Origin of the sequence: Sphingomonas sp. LR55 (genome assembly GCF_036856015.1) — a bacterium.
Lineage (GTDB): Bacteria > Pseudomonadota > Alphaproteobacteria > Sphingomonadales > Sphingomonadaceae > Sphingomonas.
Genome location: NZ_JASPFO010000001.1, coordinates 896,822 through 908,529, shown reverse-complemented (window position 1 = coordinate 908,529; position 11,708 = coordinate 896,822). Strand labels below are relative to the sequence as shown.

Sequence of the window (11,708 nt, the reverse complement as noted above, 5' to 3'; positions counted from 1 at the left end):
CCCGTCATCCTGACGAAAGTCAGGACCCAGGGTTACAGGCGTTGTTCCCTTTAGCTCGGGGTCCTGACTTTCGTCAGGATGACGGAGGATGTCGCGCCGCGGCTCAGGCCCCGCCGGTCACGACCGCGTCGCTCAGGTCGGCGCTTGCCGGCGTCGCCAGCACGGGGATCGTTGCGATCGGGAGGGTGGTGCCGAGCGGGCCGGGCAAGGCCTCGACGATCGCGGGGCGTATCCGCGTATCGGTGGCGGGGGCGACGATCGGCGCGACGCGTGCGCGGCTGCTTGGCACCTGCGCGCGGTCGATCGGCGCGAGGATCGGGTCGAACGGGCCGAAGGTCGCCGCCCGCACGCGCTGCGTGTTGCGCGCAGGGTCGTAGGCCGGCACGCCCTGGTCGATCGCCGCCGCCTGGAGCCGGCCGAGCGTCGCGAGCAGACGGGCCTCCGCGGCGTAGGCGCCGTAGGTCGCGTTGACGAACACGAGTTGCGCGGTGAGCAGGCGCTGTTCGGGATCAAGCACCTCGAAATTCGAGCGAAAGCCTTCCGCAAACCCGCGCTGGACACCGGTGAGCGCGGACTCCGCCGCCTCGGTCGCGAGCTGCCCCGCGGTCATTTGCTCGCCACCCGCGACCGCCTGGTTCCAGGCGTTCTGCGCGTTGGCGAGTGCCGTGCGCCGTGCGGTCTCGACCTCGAAGCCGAGCTGCTGGCGTTCGGCGACCGCGGCACGGACGCGCGATCCGATCACGCCGCCGCTCAGCAGCGGCATCGTCAGCGTGACCGCGCCGGTCGCCTGCGCGCCCAGATCGCGCACCTGATAGGTATAGGGACTGGCATAGCCATAGCTGCCGGACAGCGCGACGATCGGCGCGCGTTCGGCGCGTTGCGCGGCGATACGCGCATCGCCCGCCCTGGTCGCGAGGATCGCCTGCCACAGGCTCGGGCTCTCCTTCTCGGCGATCGCGAACACGGCATCGAGCGAATTGGGCAGCCCCGGCAGCGTCGGCGGCGCGAGCAGCGTCCCCGGATTGCGCCCGACCGCCGCGGCGAACCGCCCCCGGCTCGCCTGGAGATTGACCGTCGCCTGCGCCAACTGCGCGCGGATGATCTCGCGTTGCGCCTGCGCCTGCGCGATGTCGGTCCGCGTCAGGTCGCCGCCGCGTTCGCGCGCGATCGCCTGCGTCACCTGCCGCCCATAGGAGTCGAGCGAGCGTTGCTGGATCGCCACCAACGCCTGATCGCGGCGGACCGATACGAACGCGTCGACGACCTCGTACAGGATCGCGTTTTCCGCCTCGCGCAGCCGCTCGCGGCCGGCGAGCACGGTCGCCTCGGCCGCCGAGACCTGCGCCGCGGTGCGCCCGCCGTTGAGCAGGATCTGCGACGCGGTGAGCGTAGCCCCCATCGTCCGCCCGCGCGCGACCGCGAAATCGCCGAGCAGCCCGCGCTGGTCCTGCGACTGGTATTGCAGCGTCATGTTTACGCCCGCGGTCAGCCGGTAGGCCGCGCCGGCCTGGACGATCTGTTCGTCGAGCGCGCGGAGTTGCGCCCGCTGCCCCTCCAGCGACGGATTGGTGCGATAGGCATCGGCGATCGCTTGGCCAAGCGTTTCGGGTGCGGCGACCTGCGTTTCCGGCGCGGTCTGCGCGACTGCCGGGGTTGCGAGGAGAAGCGCGCCGGCGAGGCGGATCATATCAGCGTTCATGAAGCGACCTGGAAAAGGCTTCGGTCAGCGGATCGAGCAGATAGTCGAGCGCGGTGCGCGAGCGGAGCTTGACCAGCACGGTGACGGGGACGCCCGCGCGGATCCCGGTATCGCGCCCCCGCACCGCCTCGATCTTGGCGATCTGGTCGCGCGGTACGGTGATCTCCGCGCTGAAATAACTGTGGCCGGTTTGCTCGTCGCGGAGTGAGTCGGCGGAAACCGTGCGGACCGTGCCGAGCAGGATCGGCAGGTCGCGTTCGTGCAGTGAGAGGAACTTCACTTCCGCCTCGCGGCCCGCGAACACGCCGTCGATATCGCTCGGCGAGAAGTTCGCGCGCACCACTAGCGGCGCGGCGTCGGGGACGATGTCGAGGATCGCCTGCCCTGGCTGGATCACGCCGCCGACCGAGAAGACGCGCAGCCCGACCACGCGGCCAGTGACCGGCGCGCGGATGATCGTCCGCGCCAGCTGCTCGCGGGCGGCGGCGAGTTTGGGCATCACCTCGTTCAGCTGGAACTGCGTGTCGCGGAGCAGCGTGGCGCTGTCCTCGACATATTTGCGGCGCGTCTGGACGCCCTCCGCGCGGGTTTGGCCGATCTGTTCGCGCGCTGCGGCCGAGGCGCGAGACATAGTCAGCGTCGGTGCCTTCGAGCTGCTGGATTGAGCGCTCGATCGCGCGCACGGTGTTGCGCGAGACATAGCCCTCGTCGGCGAGTGCGCGCGTGCTCTCGAGCTGCTGGCGGAGCGAGGCGCGCTGGCGGGCGGTCGCCTTTGCCTGGGCGTTGAAGCCGGTAGTCTGCTGCGCGACGGTCGCCGCCTGCTGACGGAGGACCGCGCCGTTCGCCGCCAGCGCTGCCGAGCGCGCGGTGCGTTGTGCGATCTGGAGCGACTTCGCCCGCTCGACGAGGCGGCGGTCGTCGCCTTGCGCGGAGGCGAACTCGGCGGGCCAGACGATCGCGCCGCCGCGAACGTCCGCCTCCAGCCGCGCGTTGTGCCTGGAGATCGATCACGCTCGCCGCCAGCGCGCGTTCGCTCGCGGTCACTTCCGCGCCTTCGAGCCGGAACAGGATGTCGCCGGCGCGGACGTGCTGGCCGTCGCGCGCGGCCATCGCCGCGACGATCCCGCCCTCGCGGTGCTGGACGGTCTGCCGATTGCCCGCGACGACCACCTGCCCCTCGCCCGCCGCCGCGGCATCGAGCCGCGCGAACGCCGCCCAGCCAAGCCCGACGACGAAGAACAGGATCGCGACGATCCCGCCGACGAGGATCGCGTGACGCGGCGAGTCATCGAGGCGGAGGCGATCGGCGAGGCTCGCGCCGCCCGCAGAAGGGACCGGGCTCGCCAGTTCGGCGGGGATCATCGTACGCCTCCCGCAGCGGCGACATGCGGTCGAACAACCTTGGCACGTTCGTCGAACAGCTGGATCGTGCCGCCGCGCAGCACCATGATCTTGTCGACCGCCTGGAGCAGCCCGGTGCGGTGCGTCGAGACGATCACGGTCGCGCCGCGCGCGCGCAGTGCCGCGAGCGTCGTCACCAGCCGCGCCTCGCCATCGCTGTCGAGGTGCGCGTTGGGCTCGTCGAGGAACAGGATCGTTGGCGTCCCGAACAGCGCGCGCGCCAGCGCAACCGACTGGTTCTGCCCCGCCGACAGCCCCGATCCGTCCGCCATGCTGAGCATCGTCGCATAGCCATTGGGCAGCCCGAGGATCACCTCATGCGCGCCCGCCGCCTGCGCCGCCTCGACCACCGCGGCGTCGAGCTGCTCGCTCTCGCCCGCCAGCACCGACTGGAACCGCGAGATGTTGGTGTGGACCGAGGTCGGGAACAGCGACGGCGATTGCGGCATGTACCCGACGTGACGACCGAGCTGTTCGCGGTTCCAGTCGGCCAGGCTCGCGCCGTCGATCCGGACCTCGCCGGTGTCGGGCGACAGCGCCCCCGACAGCACGCGGAGCAGCGTCGACTTGCCCGCCCCGCTCGGGCCGACCAGCGCGACGATCTCGCCGGGTTCGATCGCGAAACTGATGTCCGACAGCAGCGCTCGGTCGGTCCCCTCGGCACGGACGGTGACGCCGCGCACGTCGATCCGGCCGACCGGCGTCGGCAGCGTGGTCGCATCGATCGACGGCCCCGGCATCGCGCAGAACGCATCGAGATCGCGGTAGGCGTTGCGCGCGGCGGCGAGCGGCTTCATCGCGCCGAGGATCTGTTCGACCGGCTGGAGCGCGCGCCCGAGCAACAGCGACGCGGCAAAGATCGCCCCACCCGAGATATCCTGCCGGATCGCCAGCAGCGCCCCCAGCGCCAGCGCCAACGATTGGAGCAGCAGGCGGAGGAACTTGGTGATCGCGAGGAACTGCCCTGCGGTGCCGGCTAGCGCGGACTGGCGGCGAACGAGTTCGGCACGCTCGAGCAGGTGGCGGGTGATCAGCGCGTTGCGCATGCCCATCACTCGCGCAACCTCCGATCCGTGGATCGACACGTCCTGTTCGCGTGTCGCCAACACCGCGCGCATGCGTGTCGCGCGCCGCGGCGGCGGTGACGCGGTCGCTAGCAATCGCGATCCCGCCAAGCAGCAGCGCACTGACCAGCGCCAGCACACCGATCCACGGATGGAGCAGGAACGCGATGCCGATATAGATCGGTGCCCAGGGCGCATCGAACAGCGCGATGATCGTCGGCCCGGTCAGCGTGCCGCGCACCGTATCGAAATCGCGCATCGCCTGGCTACGCTGGCCGATCGTCGCGCCATCGGTGCCAAGAATCCGCAGCAAGATGCCCGGCGCGGCCTGACGTTCGAGCCGCGTGCTCGCGCGCAGCAGCAGCCGCATCCGCACCGCGTCGAGGATCGCGAACACGATCAGCGACAGCACCAGGATCAGCGTCAGCAACAGCAAGGTCGCACCGCCGCGCGTCGGCACCACACGGTCGTACACCTGAAGCATGAAGATCGACGGGACGAGGTACAGGACGTTCACCAGTCCTGAGAACACCGCGGCGAAGACGAGATGGCGTCGACACCCCCGAACGGCGTTGGCTAGGGCATTCTGGCGATGCCCGGACGTTGCCGTCGCAGGCGCGGAGAAGGACGTCGGCATGCCGTCCGCTTAGCCGCCAAAGGTTAAACGAACGGTTTCGCAGACACTTGCAGCTAGCCAACACGGCGCATTTCGATTGCGTTTCACCGACCTACCGCCGCCTAGTACCCCAACGACCTACGCAAAAGGTATGATAACGCAGCGCGGCAAACCCGATGCCACGCGTCGGCCGGGTTTCGGCAGGCAAGGGGTTTTTGGCAACCATTCCATACGCCCAGCCGCTGCTGGAGATTGGGCATGTCTGAATTGATCACCGCCAAGCGATATTCGGCAGTTCGACAATCCTGCGTTCTCACGTCGGAACGTGTCCCCCGGTAGGCTGCCATGGCCAACGGCAACCGAGCAATGTTGCAACTAGTTGAAACATCGCGGGGGAGGCTAGAGATCCTCGGTGTGCACGCCCTGCTTCCACAGCTTGACGGTCGGGATGCGGACGCCCTCCTGGAAGATGCTGGTCGCATCGATCGGCATCGTTCCCGGCACCTTGCCGCCAACATCGCTCATATGCCCGAACATCGAGGTACAGGCGACGAGGCGGCCGTCCTTGAACACCGGCATCAGCACGAGCCAGTCGTTTAGGTGGCTGATCGCGCCCTGCACCGAATAGGGATCGTTGGGGAGGATCAGGTCGCCATCCTCGACCGTGCCGTCATATTCGTCGAGGAACGGGCCGATATACGAGCTGAACTGGCCGACGATCATGCGGCCCTTGCTGTCGGCGATGAGCGGAAAGGCGTCGCCCTGTTCGCGGATGCCGGGCGACATCGCGGTCCGGACGAGCGTCGCGTCCATCTCGATGCGGGCGTTGCGGAGGGCGTTTTCGATGACTTCCAGCGTGACGGGATCGATCGGTACCGTCTCGAACGGCGTGTCGTTGGCCTGGATGATGCGTGCGGGCATGATGGTCCTCTCAGGCCAGATTGACCAGGATGTTGCCGACCGAGTCGACGACGCCGATGCAGCCGCCTTCGATCAGCGTCGTGGAATCCATCTCGACGATGATCGCCGGGCCGGGGATGACGTCGTTAGCGCGCAGTTTCGACCGGTCGTAGATGACCGCAGGCCGCATCGCGCCGTCGGTCCAGAGCTCGTGATCGCGCAGTTTCGCGGCGATTGGGTCGCCGTTGCCCTCCTCCAGCACCGGCGCCTTGAGATCGAGCAGCGGCCCGAGTGCGACCGCGCGGAGGTTCACGAGTTCGTGCGCGGTTTCCATATTGAAGGTGAACAGCCGGTGGTGCTCTTCGTCGAACCGCGCGGTGACGCCGGCGAGTCCGTCGCGCGCCAAGGTCTCGGCATCGATCGACAGCGGCACCTCGAACGCCTGGCCTTCGTAGCGCACGTCGATCTTGAACAGCGAGGTGATGTCGGCGTCGGCGATGCCCTCGGCAGCAAGTTCGGCACGCGTTTGTGCGGCCATGTCGTTGAGGATTACATGGACTTCGGTCTCGTCGGTCTCACTGAACCGGCGTGAGAAGCTGCGTGCGGTCTCGGTGCGCATCTGCGTGGTCGCATCGCCGAGCGCGCACAACACGCCGGGCGAAACCGGCGACACCGCGGGCCAGCTCCCCATCAACCGCGCGACCACGTTGACGTGGAGTGGCCCCGCCCCGCCAAAGCCCATCAGCGCGAAGTGCCGCGGATCATAGCCCTGCTGGACCGAGATCATGCGGAGCGCGCCGAACATGTTCTCGTTGACGATGTCGATGATCCCGCGCGCCGCCTGCATCAGGCCGATGCCGAGCTTGTCAGCGATCCCCTGCACGGCAATCTTGGCGCCCTCGCGGTCGAGCTTGAACGCGCCGCCGAGCAGCGATTCGGGCAAATAGCCGAGCACGACATTGGCGTCGGTCACGGTCGGCTCGGCGCCGCCTTTGCCGTACGCAACCGGCCCCGGCACCGGGCCCGCGGACCGCGGACCTACCCGCAGCGCGTTGGTCAGTTCGGGGACGTAGGCGATCGAGCCGCCGCCAGCGCCGACCGTCTTCACGTCGAGCGCGGACGCTCGCACCGCCAGATGGCCTACCTCGGTAGTGCGTACTCGGCGCGCCTCGAGATTCTCGATCAGCGCAACGTCGGTCGACGTGCCCCCGACGTCGAGCGTCAGGATGTTGCGGATGCCCGCGTTCTTGCCGACCCACAATGCGCCGGTCACGCCGCCCGCTGGCCCCGACATCAGCAGCGACACCGGATGCTCCTCAGCCTTCTCCGACAACATCAGCCCGCCATCCGAGCGCAGCAGCGACAGGCTCCCCGCCATGCCGCTGTCGCGCAGCTTGGTGCGCAGGTTGCGGACATAGTTGCGCATGATCGGGCGGACCGCGGCGTTGGCGACGGTCGTCAGCGTGCGTTCGTATTCCTGCATCTCGGGCAGCACGACATGGCTGAGCGACAGCGGCACATCGGGCAGGATTTCTGCCGCCAGTTCGGCGACGCGTAACTCATGCGCGCCGTTCAGGTACGCGTTGATCAGCGACACCGTCAGCGCCTCGATCTCCTGCACCTTCATCGCCTCCAGCGCGGCGCGGATATCGGCGTCGTCGATCGGACGGACTTCATTGCCCTGCGCATCCATCCGCCCGGCGATCTCGACGGTATCCTCCAGCGCGGCGAGCGGCTCGGGCTTCGGCCAGACGATCCAGCCGGCAAGGCCCCCGGGCACGAAGCTGCGCGCGATCTGCATGATCTGGCGATAGCCCTCGCTTGTGACGAGACCGACGCGCGCCCCCTTGCCTTCCAGCACCGCGTTGGTCGCGACGGTCGTGCCGTGGAGGAAGAACTCGACCTCGGCAGGCGTGATGCCCGCCTCCGCGCAGATCGCGTCGACCCCGGTCTGGATACCAACCGAGCTGTCATGCGGCGTCGACGGCGTCTTGTGCCGCCAGAACCCGCCACTCTCCTGATCCAGCAGCAGCAGGTCGGTGAAGGTCCCACCGACATCGACGCCCAAACGATGAGCCATGATGTCCCCGCTATGATGATCGCGCAGCCACCATCCGGGCCGGCGCTTGTGCTGGGGCCTTCCTAGAACCGCGCGGTGATGCGGTTGGCCCGCGTCACCGCGACTATCCGCTGTGCGACTTTTCAGGCGTGGCGATTGGTCACGCGCGGCGGGCTTCGCCACGGTGCCAGCCTTGCAGGAGAAGCCGTCATGATCGTCCGCCCCGAACTTCGCGCCGACACGCGCGCCTTCCTCGATCGCCGTGCGACGGGGTCAGGATTGCTGATCGGCGGCGCGTGGCAGTCGGCCGAGGAGGGCGTACGCTTGGAACGCTAGACCCGGCGACCGGCGAAGAGATTGGCCGCCTCGCCTCCGCCTCGGTTGGCGACGTCGACCAGGCAGTGACCGCTGCGCGCGTGGCCTTCGACGGCTGACGCACCACCACTCCGGTCAACCGGGCACGCATATTGTGGGCGATCGCCGACCTAATCGAGGCGCATATCGACGAACTCGCCGAACTGGAGACGCTTGACCAGGGCAAGCCGCTGTTCGTCGCGCGCTGGGCGGAGATCCCCGGTGCGATCAACCAGTTCCGCTTCTTCGCCGGCCAGGCGATGGCGATCGGGGGCAACACGATCGAGAGCTCGATCGATTACCAGCCCGCAGGCAAGCAGGTCTCGACCTGGACTCTCCGCGAACCCGTCGGCGTAGTGGCCGCGATCGTGCCGTGGAACTCGCCGCTGGTGCTGACCGCGATGAAGCTCGCACCGGCTTTGGCCGCGGGCTGTACGATCGTCCTGAAGCCGGCGGAGGACACCTCGCTCAGCGCCCTCCGGCTCGGCGAACTAATGACGCAGGCGGGGTTGCCCGCCGGCGTGCTCAACATCGTCACCGGGCCCGGCAGCGAGACCGGCGCCGCGCTCGCCGCGCACCCCGGCGTCGACAAGATCGCCTTCACCGGCTCGACCCAGACCGGCCGCGCGATCCTCGATGCGGCCAAGACCAATTTCAAGCGCGTCACGCTCGAGCTCGGCGGCAAGTCGCCCGCGATCGTGCTGCCCGACGCCGACCTCGACCTCGCCATCCCCGGCGTCGCCAACGCGATCTTCTTCAACGCGGGGCAAGTCTGCATCGCCGGCCCGCGGCTGTACGTGCACCGCTCGATCCACGACCGGGTGATCGAAGGCGTCGTCGCCTATGCCAAGGGGCTGGCGATGGGCCACGGCCTCGATCCCGCAACGCAGATGGGGCCGCTCGTCTCGGCGCGACAGGCCGAGCGCGTCGCGAGCTTCGTCACGGGCGCGCGGGACGAAGGCGCGATCGTGCTGACCGGCGGCGATCGCTCGGGAGAGGCCGGCACGTTCGTTGCGCCGACCGTCGTGGTCGACGTCCGCCCCGACATGACGATCGTTCGCGAGGAGGTGTTCGGCCCGGTCCTCGTCGCGCAACCCTATGACGATCTCGACGAAGTGGTCGCGGCGGCCAACGACAGCCAGTACGGGCTGGCGTCGAGCATCTGGACGCAGTCGCTCTCCAGCGCACACCGCCTCACCGGCCAGCTGCGCGCAGGGACGGTCTGGATCAACTGCCACGCGATGTACGACGCGTCGCTACCGATCGGCGGGATGAAAGCGTCTGGCTGGGGTCGCGATAGCGGCAAGCAGGCGATGGATAGTTATCTCGAGTGGAAGACGGTGTGTGCGGTCATTTGAACTCCACTATATCCGAGATACAGCCGAATACGTCACCCGCAACCTCAGTCTGCAATTCGCGGCTTGGCCTAATTTAGTGCCCAAAAACTGTGTACCGCGGCCAGTGATGGACTTCGAAATGCCCGCCCCCCAATTATTGCACAGTGGGTTATGCGGGCTGATCGTGTTGAACCAACTTCTATACCGGTAGCGCGCATCGATGGCCTGTATTTGACGGGCAGGCATCGGTTTGGCCTCTCCTGAAGCAGCAGCACGAGTCGCTGCCCGCCGGCATGACGTCCTGGTCAGCCAGCGAGCAACGACAGTCGGTCAGGCTTCCGCGGGCGCCGAATAGTCCATCGCGGCTAGGTCGGTAAGCAGGTCGGGCCCTGTCGGCTCCCACCCCAGCCGCGCCCGCGTCCAGGCGTTCGACGCGGTCATATCGAGCGCTGCGAACGGTGCCATCCAGCCGAAATAGCGCTCTACCTCGTCGGCCTCGATTCCGCGGACGGGCAGCCCGGTTCCTTTTCCGATCGCCTCGGCAATGGCGCGTGCAGTGACGCCCTCCTCCACCGACGCATTGTATCGGGCACCTGGCTCGCCCCTTTCCAATGCGAGAACATAGAGCTTCGCCACATCGCTGACGTGCGCCGCCGACCAACGGGTCCGCCCCTCGCCGACGTACGCCACGGCCCCAGCACGGCGCGCCTCGGCGACCAGCGGCGTGATCAGCCCGGCCTTCATGGTGTCGTGTACCTGCGGCAACCGAATGGTGCGCACGTCGATGCGTCGCGCGATCAGCGCCGCGCCGGCGAGCTCGGTAGCGATCCGTGGATTGGCATGCCGCGGGTTCAGCACGTCTTCGGTTGCAGGACCTCCATTGATCGGTGTGCCGATGCCGACGCCCGAGGTGATCAAGATCGGCTTCTGCGTCCCTTCCAACGCCGCGCCCATCGCCGCGATGTTGCGTTCGTCCTTTTTGGTATTCTGGAAAAAAGTCGCAAAATTGTGATCGAACGCGCAGTGGATCACCGCGTCGGCCGCTGCGGCGCCGCGCGCCAGCGTCTCGGGCTGTTCCAAGTCGCCACGATGCACTTCGACACCGGCGTCCTCGAGTCGACGAGCACCGGCGTCGGAACGGGTCAGGCCAAGTACCTGATGCCCGCGATCGAGCAGCACTGGAATGACGTGCGAGCCGATGAAGCCTGTCGCCCCGGTGAGGAATACGCGCATGTAAAATCTCCTTCTTGCGAAAGCGACGTATCGCGGCACATCCAAAGGTATTAAAGTAGTGCCTTTATAGTGGTATAGGTTTTAACAGGATCGATCATGGCCGGCGATGCACCCAATCAACTCGGAACCTATCTTCGCGATCGTAGAGCACGTCTCGATCCCGTGGCATTCGGGTTTGACAGCGGCCGGCGGCGTACCCCGGGGTTGCGTCGTGAAGAGGTGGCAAGCCGCGCGAACATCAGCCCGACTTGGTACACATGGTTGGAACAAGGTCGTGGTGGTGCGCCTTCGGCGGACGTGCTCGATCGCATCGCCAAGGGGTTGATGCTGACCGAGCCCGAACGCGAGCACATTTACATGCTGGGTCTGGGCCGTCTCCCCGAGGCCCGCTACCAACCGGTCGACGGCATCAGTCCCCGGCTTCAGCGGGTATTGGACGGGATGTTGCTGAGCCCGGCGATCATTAAAACGGCGATGTGGGACGTCGTTGGCTGGAACCGGGCGGCTGCACTGTTGCTCACCGACTATGCCAAGCTTCCGCGCGAAGGACGCAATATCCTTCGCCTGATATTCGGCAGCGACCATATCCGCGCCCGGAACGAGGATTGGGACGACATCGCCCGGTATGTCGTCGGTGCCTTTCGCGCCGACGTCGCGCGGGCGGGCGCCAACAACAGTGCGGCAGCCACCACGCTGATCGCCGAACTGTCTCGCCTCAGCCCCGAGTTCGCGACGTTATGGGAGGACAACAACGTGTCCGCTCATACCGAGGGGGTGAAACGTATCCATCATCCTGACGCGGGGCTGCTGGCAATGGAGTTTTCCTCGTTCGCCGTCGAAGGGCGACCGGAACTCGGGATGATCATCTACAACCCAGCGTCGCCCGGAGATGCAGAGCGGCTACGCGGGCTACTAGACGTGAGGCAAGAGTGAGTGGACGAAAGCTAATTGTCCACTCGACGATCGGACTCCTGCGGAAGTTATGGTGCCGGATGGCATCATAGTCTCGACCGTCACTTGCCAGCAAAACCGTCGCGCGCGAGAA

General features: G+C 67.3%; 9 protein-coding genes and 2 pseudogenes. 4 read left to right on the top strand and 7 right to left on the bottom strand.

Annotation, left to right across the window (positions count from 1 at the left end):
- Nucleotides 1-103 precede the first annotated feature (103 nt).
- The 4 genes and pseudogenes from QP181_RS04430 to QP181_RS04415 all read right to left on the bottom strand — a co-directional run bounded on the left by QP181_RS04430 (nucleotide 104) and on the right by QP181_RS04415 (nucleotide 4,218).
- The gene (locus tag QP181_RS04430) at nucleotides 104-1,699 is read right to left on the bottom strand and encodes a TolC family protein (RefSeq protein WP_333927750.1); all 1,596 of its coding nucleotides are present in this window, start codon (nucleotides 1,697-1,699) and stop codon (nucleotides 104-106) included.
- Complete coding sequence (locus QP181_RS04425; RefSeq protein ID WP_333927748.1) at nucleotides 1,689-2,330, bottom strand: beta-barrel domain-containing protein; 642 nt, start codon at nucleotides 2,328-2,330, stop codon at nucleotides 1,689-1,691. Before QP181_RS04425 ends, QP181_RS04430 begins: the two co-directional genes overlap by 11 nt.
- Nucleotides 2,331-2,367: 37 nt before the next feature.
- A pseudogene (locus tag QP181_RS20220) lies at nucleotides 2,368-2,655 on the bottom strand (HlyD family type I secretion periplasmic adaptor subunit); the annotation flags it as partial.
- 402 nt (nucleotides 2,656-3,057) lie between these two features.
- Nucleotides 3,058-4,218 carry an ATP-binding cassette domain-containing protein gene (locus tag QP181_RS04415; protein WP_333927746.1) on the bottom strand — a complete coding sequence of 387 codons (1,161 nt, stop codon included), beginning with the start codon at nucleotides 4,216-4,218 and terminating at the stop codon, nucleotides 3,058-3,060.
- Nucleotides 4,219-4,315: 97 nt separating this feature from the next.
- On the opposite strand from QP181_RS04415, the gene QP181_RS04410 reads away from it, so the two are divergent.
- A complete protein-coding gene (locus QP181_RS04410; protein ID WP_333927745.1) occupies nucleotides 4,316-4,690 on the top strand; it encodes a hypothetical protein in 375 nt (124 codons plus the stop codon).
- A 492-nt stretch (nucleotides 4,691-5,182) separates the two neighbouring features.
- Here QP181_RS04410 and QP181_RS04405 read toward each other — a convergent pair.
- Nucleotides 5,183-5,701: pseudogene (locus tag QP181_RS04405) on the bottom strand (hydantoinase B/oxoprolinase family protein); the annotation flags it as partial.
- Between the two features lie 10 nt (nucleotides 5,702-5,711).
- The gene (locus tag QP181_RS04400; RefSeq protein ID WP_333927744.1) at nucleotides 5,712-7,760 is read right to left on the bottom strand and encodes a hydantoinase/oxoprolinase family protein; all 2,049 of its coding nucleotides are present in this window, start codon (nucleotides 7,758-7,760) and stop codon (nucleotides 5,712-5,714) included.
- Between the two features lie 75 nt (nucleotides 7,761-7,835).
- Here QP181_RS04400 and QP181_RS04395 point away from each other — a divergent pair, with 75 nt between their 5' ends.
- Both QP181_RS04395 and QP181_RS04390 read left to right on the top strand, forming a co-directional pair.
- Complete coding sequence (locus QP181_RS04395; RefSeq protein WP_333927743.1) at nucleotides 7,836-8,075, top strand: hypothetical protein; 240 nt, start codon at nucleotides 7,836-7,838, stop codon at nucleotides 8,073-8,075.
- A 131-nt stretch (nucleotides 8,076-8,206) separates the two neighbouring features.
- Nucleotides 8,207-9,451, top strand: a complete 1,245-nt coding sequence (locus tag QP181_RS04390; RefSeq protein WP_333927742.1) for an aldehyde dehydrogenase family protein — start codon at nucleotides 8,207-8,209, stop codon at nucleotides 9,449-9,451.
- Between the two features lie 309 nt (nucleotides 9,452-9,760).
- On the opposite strand, the gene QP181_RS04385 is transcribed toward QP181_RS04390, so the two are convergent.
- Nucleotides 9,761-10,663, bottom strand: coding sequence for an SDR family oxidoreductase (locus QP181_RS04385; protein WP_333927741.1), 903 nt, complete (start codon nucleotides 10,661-10,663; stop codon nucleotides 9,761-9,763).
- Nucleotides 10,664-10,759: 96 nt separating this feature from the next.
- Here QP181_RS04385 and QP181_RS04380 point away from each other — a divergent pair, with 96 nt between their 5' ends.
- Nucleotides 10,760-11,596, top strand: a complete 837-nt coding sequence (locus QP181_RS04380) for a helix-turn-helix transcriptional regulator (protein ID WP_333927740.1) — start codon at nucleotides 10,760-10,762, stop codon at nucleotides 11,594-11,596.
- Nucleotides 11,597-11,708: the final 112 nt, after the last annotated feature.

What these genes read in the sequence shown, in the direction of transcription:
- QP181_RS04415 (WP_333927746.1), bottom strand. Translation starts at nt 4,218, where the DNA reads ATGCGCGCGGTGTTGGCGACACGCGAACAGGACGTGTCGATCCACGGA.
- QP181_RS04410 (WP_333927745.1), top strand. Translation starts at nt 4,316, where the DNA reads ATGGAGCAGGAACGCGATGCCGATATAGATCGGTGCCCAGGGCGCATC.
- QP181_RS04430 (WP_333927750.1), bottom strand. Translation starts at nt 1,699, where the DNA reads ATGAACGCTGATATGATCCGCCTCGCCGGCGCGCTTCTCCTCGCAACC.
- QP181_RS04385 (WP_333927741.1), bottom strand. Translation starts at nt 10,663, where the DNA reads ATGCGCGTATTCCTCACCGGGGCGACAGGCTTCATCGGCTCGCACGTC.
- QP181_RS04425 (WP_333927748.1), bottom strand. Translation starts at nt 2,330, where the DNA reads ATGTCTCGCGCCTCGGCCGCAGCGCGCGAACAGATCGGCCAAACCCGC.
- QP181_RS04380 (WP_333927740.1), top strand. Translation starts at nt 10,760, where the DNA reads ATGGCCGGCGATGCACCCAATCAACTCGGAACCTATCTTCGCGATCGT.
- QP181_RS04400 (WP_333927744.1), bottom strand. Translation starts at nt 7,760, where the DNA reads ATGGCTCATCGTTTGGGCGTCGATGTCGGTGGGACCTTCACCGACCTG.